The sequence below is a fragment of the Rhodanobacter sp. 7MK24 genome, from assembly GCF_014842995.1.
In the GTDB taxonomy this organism is placed as follows: domain Bacteria; phylum Pseudomonadota; class Gammaproteobacteria; order Xanthomonadales; family Rhodanobacteraceae; genus Rhodanobacter_A.
This window is the reverse complement of record NZ_JACYXL010000017.1, coordinates 1-18120: the sequence shown is the minus strand read 5'-3', so window position 1 is coordinate 18120 and position 18120 is coordinate 1. Positions and strand designations below refer to the sequence as shown.

Annotated in this window: 15 protein-coding genes and 1 pseudogene; 11 read left to right on the top strand and 5 right to left on the bottom strand. The window is 64.7% G+C overall.

Annotated features, from left to right (window positions below; all coding sequences use genetic code 11):
• The first annotated feature begins 74 nt into the window (after window positions 1-74).
• The 3 genes from IHE49_RS17920 (at window position 75) to IHE49_RS17910 (ending at window position 3643) form a co-directional block, all read left to right on the top strand.
• Entirely contained in the window at window positions 75-1556 is a 1482-nt protein-coding gene (locus tag IHE49_RS17920) for an efflux transporter outer membrane subunit (RefSeq protein WP_192160499.1), read from the top strand.
• 182 nt (window positions 1557-1738) lie between these two features.
• Window positions 1739-3091, top strand: a complete 1353-nt coding sequence (locus tag IHE49_RS17915) for a carbohydrate porin (RefSeq protein ID WP_225578554.1) — start codon at window positions 1739-1741, stop codon at window positions 3089-3091.
• A gap of 138 nt (window positions 3092-3229) precedes the next feature.
• A complete protein-coding gene (locus IHE49_RS17910; RefSeq protein ID WP_192160495.1) occupies window positions 3230-3643 on the top strand; it encodes a DUF3052 family protein in 414 nt (137 codons plus the stop codon).
• A 112-nt stretch (window positions 3644-3755) separates the two neighbouring features.
• Here IHE49_RS17910 and IHE49_RS17905 read toward each other — a convergent pair whose 3' ends face one another.
• Window positions 3756-5465 (bottom strand): aspartyl protease family protein, encoded by a 1710-nt coding sequence (locus IHE49_RS17905; protein WP_225578553.1) that lies wholly within the window; start codon window positions 5463-5465, stop codon window positions 3756-3758.
• A gap of 97 nt (window positions 5466-5562) precedes the next feature.
• Window positions 5563-6171: a class I SAM-dependent methyltransferase gene (locus IHE49_RS17900; RefSeq protein WP_192160493.1), complete on the bottom strand. Its 609-nt coding sequence runs from the start codon at window positions 6169-6171 to the stop codon at window positions 5563-5565.
• Between the two features lie 168 nt (window positions 6172-6339).
• Here IHE49_RS17900 and IHE49_RS17895 point away from each other — a divergent pair, with 168 nt between their 5' ends.
• From IHE49_RS17895 to IHE49_RS17865, 7 genes are all read left to right on the top strand, one after another.
• On the top strand, window positions 6340-7917 hold the full coding sequence (locus IHE49_RS17895; RefSeq protein WP_225578552.1) for a DUF1800 domain-containing protein: 1578 nt from the start codon (window positions 6340-6342) through the stop codon (window positions 7915-7917).
• Window positions 7918-8046: 129 nt separating this feature from the next.
• A complete protein-coding gene (locus tag IHE49_RS17890) occupies window positions 8047-9249 on the top strand; it encodes a DUF1501 domain-containing protein (protein WP_192160491.1) in 1203 nt (400 codons plus the stop codon).
• 94 nt (window positions 9250-9343) lie between these two features.
• Window positions 9344-10888: a DUF1800 domain-containing protein gene (locus IHE49_RS17885; RefSeq protein ID WP_192160489.1), complete on the top strand. Its 1545-nt coding sequence runs from the start codon at window positions 9344-9346 to the stop codon at window positions 10886-10888.
• A gap of 65 nt (window positions 10889-10953) precedes the next feature.
• The gene (locus IHE49_RS17880) at window positions 10954-11472 is read left to right on the top strand and encodes a M48 family metallopeptidase (RefSeq protein WP_192160487.1); all 519 of its coding nucleotides are present in this window, start codon (window positions 10954-10956) and stop codon (window positions 11470-11472) included.
• A 2-nt stretch (window positions 11473-11474) separates the two neighbouring features.
• The gene (locus IHE49_RS17875; RefSeq protein WP_192160485.1) at window positions 11475-12125 is read left to right on the top strand and encodes a DUF6348 family protein; all 651 of its coding nucleotides are present in this window, start codon (window positions 11475-11477) and stop codon (window positions 12123-12125) included.
• Between the two features lie 354 nt (window positions 12126-12479).
• Window positions 12480-12641: a hypothetical protein gene (locus tag IHE49_RS17870; protein WP_192160483.1), complete on the top strand. Its 162-nt coding sequence runs from the start codon at window positions 12480-12482 to the stop codon at window positions 12639-12641.
• A gap of 113 nt (window positions 12642-12754) precedes the next feature.
• The gene (locus IHE49_RS17865; protein ID WP_192160481.1) at window positions 12755-13834 is read left to right on the top strand and encodes a hypothetical protein; all 1080 of its coding nucleotides are present in this window, start codon (window positions 12755-12757) and stop codon (window positions 13832-13834) included.
• A 36-nt stretch (window positions 13835-13870) separates the two neighbouring features.
• Here IHE49_RS17865 and IHE49_RS17860 read toward each other — a convergent pair whose 3' ends face one another.
• The 3 genes from IHE49_RS17860 to IHE49_RS17850 form a co-directional block, all read right to left on the bottom strand.
• Window positions 13871-15673, bottom strand: coding sequence for an amidohydrolase (locus IHE49_RS17860; protein WP_192160479.1), 1803 nt, complete (start codon window positions 15671-15673; stop codon window positions 13871-13873).
• A gap of 63 nt (window positions 15674-15736) precedes the next feature.
• Window positions 15737-16666, bottom strand: a complete 930-nt coding sequence (locus IHE49_RS17855; protein ID WP_192160477.1) for a sensor domain-containing protein — start codon at window positions 16664-16666, stop codon at window positions 15737-15739.
• Window positions 16666-17028: a PadR family transcriptional regulator gene (locus IHE49_RS17850; RefSeq protein ID WP_192160553.1), complete on the bottom strand. Its 363-nt coding sequence runs from the start codon at window positions 17026-17028 to the stop codon at window positions 16666-16668. The genes IHE49_RS17855 and IHE49_RS17850 overlap by 1 nt, the downstream gene beginning before the upstream one ends.
• A 322-nt stretch (window positions 17029-17350) precedes the next feature.
• Between IHE49_RS17850 and IHE49_RS17845 the strand changes: the two are divergent.
• A pseudogene (locus IHE49_RS17845) lies at window positions 17351-18120 on the top strand (IS3 family transposase); the annotation flags it as partial.

Here is an 18120-nt window from a genome sequence, read left to right as displayed (position 1 = left end):
CGGATTGACGAACAAAAACAAAAATCCCGTACATGCGTCGCGCTCGTGTACAGCGCGCCGCCACAGGTGTTCGCATGAAGACACTCATTCTCTGCACATTCCGCACGCTGCCTCTGCTGGCCGGCGCCGCCTTGCTCGCCGGCTGCATGGTCGGGCCCGACTATCACCGCCCCGACGCACCGAAGGACGACCGCTACACCGCACAACCGATACCGGCCACCATCGGCCAGAGCGGTGACGCGCAGCACCTCGTCGCCGGCATGGACGTACCGGCGCAGTGGTGGACGCTGTTCCGGTCGCCGCAACTCGACGCACTCATCAGGCAATCGCTCAAGGCCAACCCCGGGCTGGACGCCGCGCAAGCTGCTCTGCGCCAGGCACAGGAGGCACAGGCTGCCGGCAAGGGCGCCCTGTTTCCGCAGGTCACGGCCGATTACAACGTGAACCGTCAGCGCGTGGCCAGCACGCTGGCCAGCCCCGCCGCGTCCAACGCCTACTACTACACGCTGCATACCGCGCAGCTCGAAGTATCGTGGGCACCGGACCTGTTCGGCGGCAATCGCCGCCAGCTGGAAGCATTGCGCGCGCAGACCGACGTGCAGCGCTTCCAGTTGGAAGCGGCGCGGCTCAGCCTGACCTCCAACGTGGTGGTTGCCGCGATCCAACAGGCCGGATTGCGTGCGCAGGTCGAAGCCACGCAGAAGATCATCGCCATGCAGCAGGAAACGCTGGATTCCTTCCAGCGCCAGCTCAAGCTGGGACAGCTCGCGCCATCGGACGTGACCGCGCAAACGGCCACGCTGGCGCAGACGCAGGCCACGCTGCCACCGCTGCAGAAGCAACTCAACCAGCAGAACGACGCCATCGCCGCCCTCCTCGGCCAGTCGGCCGCCGATGCGTCGGTAACCAGCTTCAACCTCACCGATCTGCATCTGCCCGATACACTGCCGCTCAGCCTGCCTGCGCAACTGGTGGCACAGCGCCCGGACGTGCGTGCCGCGGAGGCGCAGTTGCACGCGGCCAGTGCACAGGTGGGCATAGCCGTGGCCAACCGCCTGCCGAAATTCACGCTCAGCGCGAATGCCGGCAGCTCGCCCATGAACATCGACGATTTGTTCAAGGACGGCTCGGCATTCTGGAACCTCGCCGCGGACGTCAGCGAACCGGTTTTCAACGCCGGTACGCTCAAGCACCAGCAGCGCGCCGCCGAAGCCGCGCTGGACGAGGCCAAGGCGCAGTATCGCGGCGCGGTGGTCGCCGCCATGCAGAACGTGGCGGACACGCTGTATGCACTGAAGGCCGATGCCGATGCGCTGCAAGCCGCCCAGGTCGCCGAACAGGCCGCCAAGCACAGCCTCGACATCAACCGCCGCCAGTTCGACCTGGGTGACGTGAATCGTCTCGCCGTGCTGCAGGCCGAACAGACGTGGCAGCAGGCCGAGGTCACGCTCGTGCAGGCACGGGTTGCGCGCTACAGCGACACTGCTGCGTTGTTTCAGGCCTTGGGCGGCGGCTGGTGGCAAGACCAGCACGACGAGGAAGCCGGCGCCAAATGATTTCTCCACGCAGCTGCTTCTCAGCCCGTCGTTCCAGCAAAAGCCTGACAAAGGCGCGTTGTGCGCGCGTTGAACAGCCGAAGGCTGGTCCCGGCGAGGCGGGCGCAGCGAGTCATCCAGCGCCGTCGTACTCAAGGAGTCAAAGTCACCGGACCCCGGCTTTCGCTGGGGGGACGAAAGCTTTGCGAGGCTCTCGCAAGCGACGAACACCTTGCATCCTGCTCGCCGGCGCCCTCGCGCTGGCGGGCAATGCGTGCGCCGACGACGCGCCATCCTCCGCACCGTTGTTCGTGCCGCAGTGGCTGGGCGCGCAATACACCTTCGTCGACCAGCACCAGGGTCGCGTGCATTCGCCCTACTCCGGTCCGCTGAGCCTGCGACCGCAAGGCGATACCAGGCGCTCGGATACCTTCGGCGCCTATTTCGGCGTGGCGCTGCCCTGGCATCTGGCTTTCTACTTCGACGTGGAAATGTTTCGCGGCGGCGGCGTCAGCGGTGCAACCGGACTGGGCGGCCTGACCAACGGCGACGTGATACGCGCCGGCGTGGCCGGACTGAGCAACCATGCCTACGTGGCGCGCCGTTACCTGCAGTGGTCGCTGCCGCTGGGCGGCGAGAGCGAACCCGTGGAGCGCAGCCAGGATCACCTGCCCAGCACGCAAACCACGCAGCGCCTGGTGGCCAAGCTAGGCAAGATGGCGGTGAACGACGACTTCGACACCAACCGCTACGCCAACGGCACGCGCACCCAGTTCATGAACTGGGATCTGTTCAACGCCACGCCGTGGGATTTCGCCGCCGACACGCGCGGCTACACCGAAGGCCTGATGCTGGCCTGGGTCAATCCGGCGTGGACCTTGCGCTACGGTGTCTATCGCATGCCGTACCAGGCCAACGGCCCGCGGCTGGAGAGCGATCTCTCCCACGCACGCGGCGAACAGTTGCAACTGAGTCTTCATCCGCAACCGGGTGGCTGGGTGCTGCGCCTGCTGGCTTTCCGCAACATCGCGCGCATGGGGAGCTACAGCGAAGCCATTGCGCAGGCTATCGCCACCGGTGAAGTGCCGGACGTGCAAGCCACCGACGCCCCTGGCCGGCACAAATTCGGCTTCGTCGCCAACGGTGAGCTGCCGCTGGCAGATGGCGGAGAGACGGGCCTGTTCATGCGCGCCGGCTGGAACGACGGCCACACCGAATCCTTCGTGTTCACCGAAGTGGATCGCACGGTCAACGGCGGCTTCCAGCTTTCCGGCGTGCACTGGGGCCGCGGCGACGATCACATCGGCATCGGCTTCGCGCTCAATGCGCTGTCACCCCTGCACCGCGAATACCTTGAAATGGGTGGCAGCGGTTTCGTGCTCGGCGACGGCGCGCTGAATTACGTGCACGAGGAAATCACCGAGCTGTACTACAGCTACGTGCCCTTCGCGCACCTCACGCTCAGCCCGGATTTCCAGTGGATCCGCAACCCCGGCTATAACCGAGATCGCGGGCCGGCGGCGTTTGCCGGGGTGCGGGCGCATGTGGAGTTTTGAGTTGCGCCGAGGCCGTTCCTCGTCGCCCTCGATGCTCCGAAAACACATACCGGCAAACCGCTTGACCAGGTAGACCGGTACGCCCAGCATGCCGCGTACCGCCCGAACCGGGGCTCGATCGACGGCCAAGCCGCTCCCATGCCATCCAGCCCTGGCTACTCCGGGACACCATTGGCGCAGAAACTAGGCATAAAGCCCGGAAGCCGCGTCTGTGCGATCGGTGCGCCAGACAATTACGTCGAGCTACTCGCACCCTTGCCCAATGGCGTCGAATTCGAACATCGCCCGGGTCCGCTGACCCAAGTGGCACACGTCTTCGCAACGCAAAAAGCCGACCTTGCAAGGCAGTTGATCGCCCTGCGCCAAAAGCTCGCTCCCCACGCAACGATCTGGGTGTCCTGGCCCAAGAAGGCCTCCAAGGTTCCCACCACGGTGACCGAAGACACGATCCGTGAACTGGCCTTCCCGCTCGACCTTGTCGACGTCAAGGTTTGCGCGGTCACGGAGACATGGTCCGGGCTCAAGCTCGTCGTGCGCAAAGAGCGACGATGAGTGCGTCGCCGATGCGTCCGGCTGCGGCAAGCTCTCCGTCAGCCGCACGCTGGACGCACGCTTGTACGCGCCAGCGCATCCACGACATGACAGAGAAAAGCGGTCCGTACGCTCAAATGCCGTACTTCTCGAACTTCGCGGCGATCTGCGAGTTGATCGCCTTGGCCGCAGCAAGATCGGCATTACCCGCGTCGGGCTGCCCGCTGCGTATCCTCGCCAGACCCAGGCCATAACGCGCCCATGCCCAGTGCGGCTGCTGCGACACCACCTGCTGGAAACTGGTGATGGCATCGGCATAGTCCTGCATCCGCAACTGCGCCAGCCCCATGCTTTCGAGATAGGCTGGAGTGGCGCCGTCGAGACTGATCGCCTTGCGGCAATCCTTCAGCGCCTTGTCGGGCAGCACATTGGCCAAGGCGCGCGCGCGGCAGCGTTCGTTGAGCGCGACACCCAGGCCGTGATCGTTGCCGTGCAGGCGAATCCATTCATCGAGCAGAGGCAACGCCTCGGCGGGCTGGCCGGTCGTGTAGTAGAACTGCGCGATCACGCGGGACTGCTGCGACCCCGGCTGCGCCAGATTCTGCGCTGCTGCCACGTCGCTCTCCGCACCAGCCTTGTCCTTGCGGGTCAGTTTCAGCCTCGCACGCTGCAGAAGATTTCCGACGTCATTCGGATCGAGCTTGATGGCTTGATCGAGGTCGTCCATCGCAGCATCCGGCTGCTTCATCGCCAGATGCACGCGCCCACGCGTGGCATACCAGTCCGCCTTGGCCGGCCCCATGCTGATGGCCTTGTTCAAATCATCCAGCGCCGCTGCCGTTTCACCGCGTGAGAGATCGGCTTGCCCACGCAGCGCGTAATCGTCCGCTGTCTTGGGCGCGTCCGCGGCACTCGCCGCTACGGTATCCGTGCCACTGGGGGCCTGCCCCAGCGAGAACACGCGCCCGCCGTTGTAGGTGAAGTAAATCCGGCCCTGGCTGTTGGCGACGTAGATGTGATGCGCAAGGAAAAAATCCACGCCAAGCAGCATGTCGGGCGCATCGTTGCCAAAGCCGATGTTGCCATCCATCACCAGCACCTTGCTGTGGCTGATGGTTTCGGTGCCGATGGAATAGCTGTCGATGGGCACCAGCCAGCTCTGGAAGGTTTTCGCGCCCAAGCCACTCATGTGCCCGGAAGCTTTCACGTCGGGTGCGGACAGGTCGATGCCCACGCGCTCCGCTGCTTCACGCGTCATCATCGTCGTCTCGGCACCACTGTCGAGCAAGGCACGAATCTTCTTGCCGTTGATGACAACATTGACGAAGCTGCGGCGATCACGCTCGTTTCTGGAGGGCAGCAAATCCGCCATGCGGAAGTTGCCGTCCGTGACCCAGTAGGCCATTGCCATCGCGCCGCAGCCGTTGGGCTTCATCAAATGCAATTTGCCGTGCGCAAGGTCGATGTCGAGATCGACCACGTCGAGGAAATTGGCGCCGATGAGGCCCGAACCGGTGTCCGAGCCGCCGACCAGAAACTCGACGTTGTGCAGCGTGGCACCAAGCATGCTGAAGTCCTTGATACGCGCCAGTTCCTCGCTGAAGGTGCCGCCGATGCCTGAGCCGCGCATGCCGAAGGGCAGCATCGACGTGCGCAACTTCAGGTCAGCCGCGTTGGCCCGCGACATGGTGTTGAACCACGCGCCGGTATCGAGGAACAGGCGCGTGTTCTGGCCGTTGATCGACACCTCGGTGGTAGCCCGATTCCCCACCATCTCCACCGGCAATGCGCCGTAGTCGGCCACTTGGCAAGTACCCGCAAACGCACGGCCTTGCAGCAACATGGCAATGCCTAAAAACAGAACGTGCGCTTTCCGAAGCATGTTCCCCCCCTTGTGGTTCGGCCGAGTCGCGCCGGATTGTGCGCGGATCGCAATGCAACTACGCCGGCATCTGCGCCCGCTCCAACGCCGCGATGCGCCGTTCCAATCGCGGCCCCAGGTAGCAATGCGAGCCGCACGGCAACAACCCGGCATTGCCGAATGCGCGCAGATACCAGCCCGGCGCCCGCGATACGAAACCGTGATGGTCACCATCCACATCGTCGCGGCTAGTGAACAGTTCGAGGAAGGCGATGCCTTCCAGCATCTCGACGATGCCGGCGAGACCGGCGCGGATTTCCGCAGGCTTGAGGTAATGCAGCACGTCGGTGCACACGATCAGGTCGAAGCGGGTGTCAAAGCGCAGGTGTTCGAGCTGGCCGAAACGCGCCAGGCCGATGTTGCGGCTGCGGCCGTAGCGCGCCACCACGTACTCGCTGGCATCCAGCCCGCGGTAGTCGATGCCGGGCCGCAGGGCGCGCAGCGGCGCGCGCCAGGTGGCTTCGCCACAGCCCACGTCGAGCACGTTGCGCAGCGGCCGACCGAGGTAGTACTCCGCCTGCGCCACCACCATCGCCACCTTGCGCCGGAGTTCGGCGGCCGAGCCCACCGCATGCGCGGGGTCGCGGTACCACTTGTCGAAATAGGCGCGGTCGTAGGTCTTGGGCATCGCATGGCTCCGGCAGGACGGTGCATGGTAACCGCCACCACCCGGACGCAAGTTGATGCGAAACATGAATCGCCAGCGAATCCGTGCCGTGCATCGCGACACGGCGGTCATCTTCCGGGGCCCCTTCGACGTTGAACCCGTCCGACCCCTTCGCCGGAGAATGGACGCATGCCCGCCGCACCGATACGTCGCCGCCATGCACTTGGCCTGCTGCTCGGTTGCCTGCCCGTGCTGGTCTGCGCAGGCCAGGCCGCGCCTCAACGCATGGCCCCCGCCACGGTGACGGCCCAGGTGGATGGGCTTTCGCTCGCCGACATCGCCTGGCTGCGTCGCGATGGTTTCGGCCTGGACAGCGCCACCCTGGCGAGCTACCGACAGCTCGGCCGCACGCGTTTCCTCGATGAACAGCTGGCCGGCACCGACGACACGCTGCCGCCGCAGGTCGCCGCGCAGATCAACGCGCTGTCGGTGGTGAACACGCCGCTGCCCGACCTGCTGGCGGATTTCCGCGACAGCCAGCGACGTTTCAAGGACATGCCCGCCGGCCCCGGAAAAGACGCGGCTAAGAAAGCGCTGCAACAGTATCGCCGCGACCTTGAGCAACAGGCCGCGCAGGCCGAGCTGCTGCATGCGGTGTATGGCGGCGACCAGCTCAAGGAACAGCTGGTGTGGTTCTGGCTCAACCACTTCAGCGTGTACGCGAACAAGGGTGCGGTGCGCGTGTTCGCCGCGAACTACGAGGAACAGGCGATCCGCCCGCACGCATTGGGCAAGTTCAAGGACCTGGTGATGGCCACGCTGACCAGCCCGGCCATGCTGGTGTTCCTCGACAACGCGCAGAACGTCAAGGGCAAGACCAACGAGAACTACGCCCGCGAGCTGATGGAGCTGCATACGCTGGGCGTAGGCTCGGGTTATACGCAGGCCGACGTGCAGCAACTGATGCGCGTGCTTACCGGCGCCGGCATCGCTCCGCCGAAGGTGGCGCAACGCCTCGGCCGCTTCGGGCTGGCGCGCCCCGGCGTCGTGCGCGATGGCCTGTTCCTGTTCAACCCGGCCAAGCACGACGACGGCGACAAGACCTTCCTCGGCCAGACCATCCCAGGCAGCGGCTACGCCGAGATCGCACAGGCGGTGGACCTAATCGTGCGCCAGCCCGCCTGCGCGCAATTCGTCTCGCGCCAGCTCGCCGAGTACTTCATCGCCGACGAGCCTCCGGCCGCGCTGGTGGACGCGATGGCGCGCACGTTCCGGAATACCGATGGCGACATTGCCGCGGTGATGCGCACCATGATGCTGTCGAAGGAGGCCGCCGCCGTGGACGGCCGCAAGTTCAAGGATCCGATGCGCTTTGTCGTTTCGTCGATGCGGCTGGCCTATGACGGCCAACCCATTCCGAACGCCGCGCCGCTGCAAAACTGGCTGCGGCAGATGGACGAGCCGCTGTACGGCCGCATCACGCCGGATGGCTGGCCGCTGGATTCGGCAAGCTGGACCGGTTCGGGCCAGTTGAGCAAGCGCTTCGACTTCGCGCGGGTGATCGGCAGCGGACGCAACCGGCTGTTTGTCGATGGCGACGCCAAATCCGCGGCGCACGACGCTCCCGATCTGCAAGGCTCGGCGCTGTATCGTGACGCCATCGCGCCCACGCTTTCCGACGCCACCCGCGACGCACTCGCCAAGGCGAAGTCGCCCACGGAATGGAACACCTTCCTGCTGTCCTCGCCCGACTTCAACTATCGCTGATGTCCTGATTTTTGACCGTCATCCCGGCGAAAGCCGGGGCCCAGCGACTTCAGGCCAAGTCGCAAGGCGCTGGATTCCAGCCTTCGCCGGAATGACGAATCGTGCCACGCCACCGTCGAGGTATCTGCTATGAACCGCCGCGAATTCCTGCTTGCCGCCGCCGGCGCCGCCGCCGCGTCCACGCTGTCGTTCTCCAGCCGGCTGTTCGCGGCTCCGGCAGGCACGCCACGCTTCCTGCTGGTGTTCCTGCGCGGCGGCTACGACTGCAACAACCTGCTGGTGCCCTGCGGCAGCGACTTCTACTACGAATCGCGCCCCACGCTGGCCATCGCCAAGCCCGACACGAACAATCCGGACAGCGCGCTGCCGCTGGACGCCAACTGGGCGTTGAGCCCGGTGGTGCGCGATTCGCTTTACCCGCTGTGGCAGAAGAAGCAGCTCGCCTTCATCCCCTTCGCCGGCACCAACGACCTCTCGCGCAGCCACTTCGAGACACAGGACCATATCGAACGCGGCGAGCCGCTCGGCCCGGTGGCCAACTACCGCTCCGGCTTCCTCGCGCGGCTCTCCGGCGTGCTCAACAACGACACCCCGGCCATCGCCTTCACCAACAACCTGCCGCTGAGCTTCCAGGGCGCGGGCCGCGACATTCCCAACATCTCGTTGAAGGGCGATCCCAAGGCGCATTTCGACGATCGGCAATCGGCCATCCTGGCCGGCATGTACAAGGGCACCGCGCTGGCGCAGGCCAGCGCCGACGGCCTCGCCCTGCCCAAGACCGTGTCCGACGACCTGCGCAACGAGATGGTGGCGGCCAGCCGCGGCGCACCCAGCGCGCACAACTTCGCCGCGGAGACGCGCCGCATCGCCACCCTGATGCGCGACCAGTACCGTCTCGGCTTCGTCGATATCGGCGGCTGGGACACCCACGTCAACCAGGGCAATACCAAGGGCGGCCTCGCCAACAATCTGAAGAACCTTGGCGAAGGCCTCGCCGCCTACGCCGATGCGATGGGCGATGCATGGAACGACACCACCGTGGTGGTGCTCTCCGAATTTGGCCGCACCTTCCGCGAGAACGGCGACCATGGCACCGACCACGGCCACGGCACCGTACACTGGGTGCTGGGCGGCAAGGTGGCCGGCGGTCGCATCGCCGGCGAACAGCTCGCGGTAACCCAGACCAACCTGCTGCAGAACCGCGACTACCAGGTGCTCAACGATTACCGCGACGTGCTGGGCGGCATGTTCGCGCGGCTGTGGGGTTTGAACGGCAACCAGCTGCAGGCGGTGTTTCCGCAGGCCAGACCGAAGGATCTGCGGCTTGTGTAGGGGCGCCCTCTGTGCGCCATTGCCTTAAGCTTCGGTCAAGGCAAAAGCAATCGCGCACAAGGTGCGCTCCTACACCACCGCACGGATAGCCGCCATGCATTGCCGCGCACTTGTCTCCCTGCTCACGACCGCGACCCTGCTGCTCGCCGCCTGCGCCAGCCAGCCTACGCAGGCCGGAGCGCCGACAGCGCATGGCGTATTCAACGGCAACGACCTCACCTGGCTGCGCCGCGACGGCTTCGGCGTGGACAGCGCGGACGTGGCGCGCTATCGGAAGCTTGGCCGCGAAGGCCTGCTCAATGCACAGCTGGCCGACCGCGTGCCGGGCTCGTTGCCACCGCAGATCGCGGAGGCGATCCACGGCTTCGAGGCAACGAACACATCGATGCCCCAATTGCTAGGCGACCTGTACAACGCACAGCAGCAGGCCAAGGCACTGCCCGCGGGACCGGAGAAAGACGCCGCAAACAAGGCGTGGCAACAACACGGCAACGAGCTGATGCAGCAGGCGCGGCAGGCCGAGCTGCTGCAGGCGGTATACGGGCCGAACCAGCTCAAGGAACAACTGGTGTGGTTCTGGCTCAACCACTTCAGCGTGTATGCGCCCAAGGGCCGCATCCGCTGGGAGTTGGCCGATTACCAGCAGGAAGTGATCCGCGCGCACGCGCTGGGCAAGTTCAGAGATCTGGTGATGGCCACGCTGGAAAGCCCGGCAATGCTGGAGTTCCTCGACAACGCGCAGAACGCCAAGGGCCACGTCAACGAGAACTACGCGCGCGAACTGATGGAACTGCACACGCTGGGCGTGGGCTCGGGCTACACCCAGCAGGACGTGCAGCAGCTGGCGTTGATCCTCACCGGCGTGGGCATCGCGCCGATGGACGGCAAACCGCAACACTTCGACGCGAAGGCAGCGCCGCTGGTGGTGCAACACGGCCTGTTCCAGTTCAACCCGAACCGGCACGACTTCAGCGACAAGGTCTTCCTCGGCCAGCGCATCAAGGGGCGCGGCTTCGACGAGGTGAAGCAGGCGGTGGACATCATCGTGCGCCAGCCGGCCTGCGCACAGTTCATTTCGCGTCAGCTGGCGCAGTACTTCGTGGCCGACAATCCGCCGCCCGCGCTGGTGGCCCGCATGGCACAAACCTTCCGCCAGACCGGCGGTGACATCGCCGCCGTGCTGCACACACTGCTCGACTCGCGTGAACTGTTGACCAGCGGCAGGCAATTCATGGACCCCACGCGCTTCGTGATGTCCTCGGTGCGCCTGGCCTACGACGGCAAACCCATCGCCAACGCCCTGCCGCTGGTGTACTGGCTGGACCAGCTGGGAGAACCGTTGTACGGCCGCATCACGCCGGATGGCTGGCCGCTGGATGGCGCCAGCTGGACCGGTTCGGGCCAGCTCTCCACCCGCTTCGACATCGCCGCCGCGATCGGCAACGGCAACACCCAGCTGTTCACGCCGCCCGGCAGCAAGACGCGGCAGGCCGGCTTTCCCATGCTGACCACGCGGCTGTACTACGACGCCATCGAGCCGCACCTGTCCGCGGTCACGCGCGATGCGCTGGCCAAGGCGAATTCGCAGCAGGAGTGGAATACTTTTCTGCTGGCTTCGCCGGACTTCAATTACCGATGAGGTTTCGCATCGGAGTGACGGCGTTCACCCGATGCCTGCGCGCCGCGCAATGCGAGAATGCGTCGATGACCCCGCTCAAGTATCTCCAGGCGTATCCGCCGGCCCTGCAGGACAAGGTGCGTCATCTGATCGCGCAGCAGCGCCTCGGCGAACACCTGGCTACGCGCTACCCGGATCGCCATGACGTGCAGAGCGACAAGGCGCTGTACGCCTACGTGGCCGCGCTGAAACAGCAGCACCTGAAGACCGCGCCAGGCATCGACAAGGTGCTGTACGACAGCAAGCTCGACGTGGTGCAACGGGCGCTGGGCCTGCACACCGCGATCGCGCGCGTGCAGGGCACGCGGCTCAAGGCGAAAAAGGAGATCCGCGTGGCCAGCCTGTTCAAGGCTGCCGCCCCGGAGTTCCTGCAGATGATCGTGGTGCACGAACTGGCGCACCTGAAGGAAACCGAGCACAACAAGGCGTTCTACCAGTTGTGCGAGTACATGCAGCCGGACTACCACCAGCGGGAATTCGACCTGCGCCTGTACCTCACCTGGCGCGAGCTGCCTGCGCCTAACGACACCGACCACCGGGAATAACGATGGATGGCGTGGCACTGCAGAAACACCTGTTGCGGCTGTTCGAGCGAAACGGCGTGAAACTCGACACCGACGAGGACGGCTGGCTCACCACCGACGGCGACTTCCCCTCCGTGCGCGCCCAATGGGACGCCGGCACGGCCAACGAACCCGGCCACCTTGACATCGACGTCGTGCTGAGCGAAGAACGCTGCATCGAGGAAAGCTTCGCAGGCCACGGCAGCGGCGCGGACGCCTGCATGACCACCTTGCGCGCGTTCGGGCAATGCGCGCTGCACCCGCTGCTGACCGTGTGCTGGTACGTCACCGACGAGCGCAAGCTGACGTACACGGCATGGGAGATTGGCGTGCGCACCTGGAACGTGCTCGCCGGCCCGTTCACTCCGCACGGCGCGGGCATCACCGACCTCGAGGTGCTGGAACAGGTACCGGCAGTCATCGAATCCGCGCTGCAGCGCGAGGCATTGACTCCCGAGCTGCATTGGCTACGGCTGGTGTGCCGCAAGACGACCGAAGGCGAAGCGCGCTGCGAAGTCCTGCTCGGAAATGAGCTGTGGACGGCGGAGAGCAAGGCGCTGGCCACCTTGGCGTGGTCTCCGCACGGCGACTACAGCGTCCACGGCCTCATGCTGCTGGACGTGTGCGATTACTGAATGAGCAGCTCCGGCGGCCAGCGAGTCGGCACTGCAGCGCGAAGCTCTGACGTCCGAACTGCACTGGCTGTCAGGTTCCGCATGATTCTCCCCCAGCGTTTCTGGCGGCTTCGCCTCGCACAGGAGAGCCCTTTTCACAACGACTCAAGCCCCTTGCCGTGGTGGCCGATGTCGTGAGGTGCAACGCGCATACAAATTCTTCACACCATCGAAACCATCATCAGAGAGATTAAGTATTGCTGCCTCGGAAAGCAGACATAAGCTCTACGACGTGTCTTTGTACGCATGGTTTCTGCGCCAGCAGGAAGCGCGATGGCCGCTCGCCATAACAGCGACTACAGAGAGGTAATACTCATGCAGAACGATCAAGTAGAAAGCATCCGCCCCTTTGCACGCATGATGGCCATTGAAGCCCCCACCGAGAGCATCGAGTTGATGGCGGAAAACGGCGTGCTCCGCTCACTGCCATCCGGGCAGGTCATTAATGATTGGCCAGATGGCTTCTTCGGCGGCTGATTGTTCCCGGTCAAGCAACCCAATCGATATTTCCGTTTGTAACCAGGAAGCCGCCACGGTTCGCCCTGGCGGCTTCTCATGATCCGGGCATGGGAGACTGTGTGGAAGCATCCGTGTTCATTCTTTCGCAGGCGTACGACCCGCACGCCTCGGCACTTGCATGGGCATTACGGCGCAATGGTGTGCCGTACCGATTCAATCCATCGTTACGCGTTGATGGCGACACCCGTTTTTCGATTCTCCTGGGCGGAACGGAAGATCACACGACAATCGACGCTATCGATGGCGCGAACATCCGCTCCGTATGGTATCGCCGCCCGGCATTTCCCGAAGCAGGCCTGTGCCAAGAGGCTGATCGCGCTTTCATCGAAGGCCAATGGAAGTGCCTGCAACGGAGCGTGTTCGATGCCGCGGACCAGCTCCTGCCCGCCTTGTGGGTAAACCGTCCACGTGCCGCCGAGCAGGCTGAAAGCAAGCTCGTCCAGTTGCAGGCCGCGCGCGCGTCGGGTCTGCGGATTCCCGACACCGTCATCGGTAACCATGCGCCCGATGTGGCCGCACTTATCCGGCGCTGGGGAAAGATCGTCTTCAAGACTTTCTATCCGCAAAACTGGCAAAGCTCCAGCAAGGGTCTCACCTATCGAATGAGCGTGGTTCCCCTGGACGCCACCAGCGAACTGCCGGAGCCGGCCATCGCGATGAGTCCCGGCATTTACCAGCGCTACATCGACAAGGCCTTCGATGTTCGGGTCACGATGATCGGATGCAAACTATTCGCTATCAAGCTAAGGAAGGCATCCGGCGACGCTTATTTTGACTGGCGCGCGCACTACGACGACGAGGATATGCATACCGAGTTATTCGAGGTCGATGCCTGGCTTGAAGCCAAATTGCGCGAGACCATGAAACGGCTGGGCATCGTATTCGGCTGCATTGACTTGGTCGTGGATCGCAACGGCGATATCTATTTCCTGGAGGTCAACCAAGCTGGCCAGTTCCTGTTCGTCGAGGAGGTCATCCCGGACATCACGATACTGCGCGCCATGGCCGCGATGCTTAGTGCAGGCAAGGTTGACTACAGTCTGAACGATTGCGTCGACCTGAAGTTGAGCGATTATCTAGCTGGTGACGAATACCGCGAGATCGGCAGCGTGCCGCGCAACGTAGGGCACCAGATCGCCATCGAATCCTGAGCAGTTCGAGCCCAAGTACGCCAGATCCACCGCCGCTCAATTCACATGATCGAACTCCGGCATGGCCTTGAACAGCTGCCCGCTGCGCCACGCCTCGGCACCCTTGCGCTGATACACCACCTTGCCGCCCACCACCGTGTACAGCACCCGAGTGCGCAGGATCTGGTCGTCGGGGATGGTCAGCAGGTTGCCGGAGAACACCACTAGGTCGGCGAGTTTGCCGGGGCTGAGTGAGCCAAGCTGGTGGTCCTCGAACAGCGCGTAGGCGTTGTTCCAGGTGTAGGAGCGCAGCGCCTGCATGCGCATCTTGTCTTGGGCGGGAAAGAAGCGCTGGCCGCGGCCGTTGTCGCGCGTCACCGCACAGTAGAAGCCAGCGATGGGATTGGTGTCCTCCACCGGCGTGTCGCTGCCGTCCAGCACCATCGCGCCGCTCTCGATCAGCGTATGCCACACGTAGGCGCCCTCCTTCGCGCGCTGCTCGCCCAAGTGCGGCACCACGTAGGGCGCATCCGAACACGCATGGATGGACTGCATCGAGGCGATCACACCGAGCTGCGCGAAGCGCGGGATGTCGGACGGCGCCAGATGCTGCGCGTGTTCGATACGCCAGCGCAGCGCGTGCGCAGTCGGGTCTTCGCTGAAGATTTTCTGGTACATGTCGAGCAGTTCGCGGTTGGCGCGGTCGCCGATCGCGTGGATCGACACCTGAAAACCGTCGCGCGCGGCGATCCTTGCGATCTGTTCGAGCGTGGCCATTGGCGTGACGTTCTTGCCGGTAACGCCCGGCGCATCGTCGTACGGCTGCAGGAACCAGGCGCTGTGCGTGCCCAGCGCGCCGTCGGAAACGTCCTCGCCCACGCCGCGCACGGTGAAGTGGTCGTCCGCGAAACCTATCGTGCGGTACTTGGCGAGGTTTTTGTCGAGGCTGGCGACGTCCAGTACGCCGACGTTGACGTACAGCCGCAGCGGGAAGCCCTTGGCCGCCTCCTGCTTGAGCCAGTCTATCGTCTGGAAGTCCTCGCCCATGTCGACGAAGCCGGTGATGCCCTTGCTCACCTCGTTCTGCATGGCGAGCTTCAGCGACTGCTCCTTGCGCGCGGCCAGTTCCTGCGGCGGCAGGCCGGCAAGGTAACGGTTGTAGGCGGCGTACACCGCGTCGCCCGCGGTGTCGCGCAGCGCGCCGATGGCGTTGCCCTGGGCGTCGCGCACGATGCTGCCGCCGACGGGGTCGGGCGTGTCGTGGCCGATGCCGGCGAGCTTCAGCGCCATGGCGTTGGCGTAGATCGCATGGCCGCTGGTGTGCGCGAGCAGCACGGGGTTGTTCGGCGAGATCGCGTCGAGGCTGGCCGGCAACGGCAGACCGTCGATGTTGGGCTGCGGCACCTTGTCCCATTTGCTTTGCTGCCAGCCCTGGCCGACGATCCATTCGCCCGGCTTGGCCTTGGCCACCGCGGCCTTCACCATTGCCACGACAGCATCCCAGTTCGGCGCGGTGCCAGCATTGAGCTGCGTCAGCGAATCGCCGGTGTCCAGCAGATGACCGTGGCCCTCGATGAAGCCGGGCGCGACGAAGGCGCCATGCAGGTCAAGCACCTTGGTGTTCGGGCCGATGTAGCGCGCGATGTCGGCGTCGCTGCCCAGCGCGGCGATCTTGCCGTCCTTCACCGCCAAGGCCTGTGCGGTGGGCTGCAGCGGATCGAGCGTGGCTATGCTGGCGTCGCGCAGCACGAGGTCGACAGCGGGCAGCACGGGCGGAAAGCCCTTGATCGGCGCATCCGCCGCGGCAGCCGCGAGCGAGGCCAGCAAGAGGGCCGCAAGCCCGGTTCGACGGAAGCGCATGGTTTCTCCCCATTGACCGCGCACAGCTGCGCCGGTCCAGCGTAGGAACACCGCCTTGCGGGGTCAACCGCGCTCCACACCGCGTACCAGAAGCCCCTTGGCCAAGGCGCCATGCAGGTGGCCGAGCCCGCGCACCACATGCAGCAGCGTGAAGAACAGCAAGACGCCCAGCACGCACAGCACGCCCGCGCCGCCCCAACCGCTCAACCAATCGATGCCGCGGCAAGTCGATTCCGCCAGGCCGCTGCAGGTACCCATGTCCCATTGCTCGTGCACGGCGATCAGCTTCAGCACGGGTGCGGTAGCGAAAGCCAGCGAGACGGTGAGCCAGGTCACGATCAGCGTGAAGTAGAAGATGCCCAGCGGCAGCAGCAGCAGCGCGTACAGCATCGAGCTCCAGCTGCGCGGGTCGGTGAACATCGCGCCGATGCGCTGGAACAGCGTCATGTCCTTCGGCGGATACGGCGGCCGGCGCGGCATGCGCACGCCCAGCATGGTTTCCACCAGGCGCCCTTCCAGCAATGCGAGCCCGCGCACGCTGCCGAAGAACAGCACGATAAACGGCAGGCCGATGATGAGCACCGAGAAGCCTGCCGACATCGAAAGGCCGGCGACCACCCAGGTGAAGTACGCGATGCCGGTGACCAGTCCGAACAGCAGATAGAACAAGGCGCCCCACGCGCGCGGATCGGCAATCACGCCGAAGAAGCGGCCGGCAACCGAGCGCCGCTTGGGCGGCGGCGGCGGGCGGATCGCGCGCTGGATCTTGATTTCCTGGTCGCGGTAGATCTCGGCCACTTCCTCGGGCGCACCGTAGCTCTCCACCACGTGCTCGAGCATGGCAACCTCGTCGCGGCCAGGGCGCTCGTAGAGTTCGGCGCGCAGGTGCTCCTCGGCGTCGTACAGCGCATCCTGGATTAGCGCGGGATCGGCACCGCGCAAGGCGACGCGCAGTTGTTCGAGGTATTCGTTGATGGTGCGTGGCTTGGTCATCACACTTCCCCTTGCAGAACCTTGTCGACAGAGTCGCGGCTGGCGTTCCACGCGGCAATCCACGCGCGCAACACCTCGCGGCCGAATTTCGTGATGCGGTAATAGCGGCGCGGCGGCCCGCTTACCGAGGGCTCCACTTCGCTGTCCAGCAGGCCCGCGCCCTCTAGGTTGCGCAGCACCGGGTACAGCGCGCTCTGCTTGCCGGCCAGCACGCCCTCGCCCGCCTGCTCCAGCCGCTTGGCGATCTGGTAGCCGTACAGCGGCTGGCGCGACTGTCCCAGCACGGCCAGCAACACCAGCGACACCGTGCCGGCGGAAAGCTCCTTCTGGAACTTCTTCAGTTGGCCGTCGATCTCGTCCACGTGCTTGCCCGCCCTGCTGCATAGCTTGAAGGGAAGCATAGTGTTGACTTCGTACTAGTACATGCGCCGGAAGTCATAGTCAGCGCTACTGGCAGGGTTGGACAGAACTCCAATGTTTGTGGATCAAACGCAAACTTTGGGGAACCGGCAGCCCACAAACTTTGGTGTTTGGATCCTCAGTCGCCTGAATCCGACACTCGTACGCGCATCGCCCGAAGTCCACCTGGAGGCTTCATTTTCTCGTAGGCTAAGGCCGACGTCCCCCCGGTTTTGAGTAGCACGGCCGTTTGGAGTCCAATCCCCCAGCCGAAGGAGATTGGACGTGAAGAAGCGCTTTTTCGAAGAACAGATCATCGGCTTCCTGCGCGAGGCGGACGCCGGCCTGCCGATCAAGGAGCTGTGCCGCAAGCACGGCTTCAGCGAAGCCTCGTACTACCTGTGGCGCAGCAAGTTCGGCGGCATGACGGTGCCTGAGGCCAAACGGCTTAAGGAGTTGGAGGCGGAGAACGCCCGGCTGAAGAAGCTCCTGGCCGAGTCAATGCTGGAGAACGAGATCACCCGCGAGGCATTGCGAAAAAAGTGGTGACCGCACCGGCGCGACGGTTGCTGGTGCGGGAGATGACGAGCCAAGGACTCAGCGAGCGCCGCGCGTTGACGGTGCTGCGCATGAGTGCCAGTGCCCTGCGTTACGCGCCGCGCGCGGACCGCAATGTGGAACTTCGACAGCGGATCCTGGCCTTGGCGCAGCGACACAAGCGCCACGGCGTCGGGATGATCTACCTCAAGCTTAGGCAAGAAGGGATGCTCGTGAATTACAAGCGCGTGGAGCGGCTGTATCAGGACGCGAAGCTGCAGGTGCGTCGGCGCAAACGCAAGAAGGTGCCCGCAGGTGAGCGGCAACCCTTGTTCCGGCCCGTGGCCCCCAACGAGGTATGGTCGATGGACTTCGTATTCGATCGCACGGCCGAGGGTCGCGTCATCAAGTGCCTGACGGTCGTTGACGACGCCACTCACGAGGCCGTCGTCATCGAGGTCGAACGAGCGATCTCCGGCACGGGCGTCACGCGCGTGCTGGATCGCCTGGCGCTCACT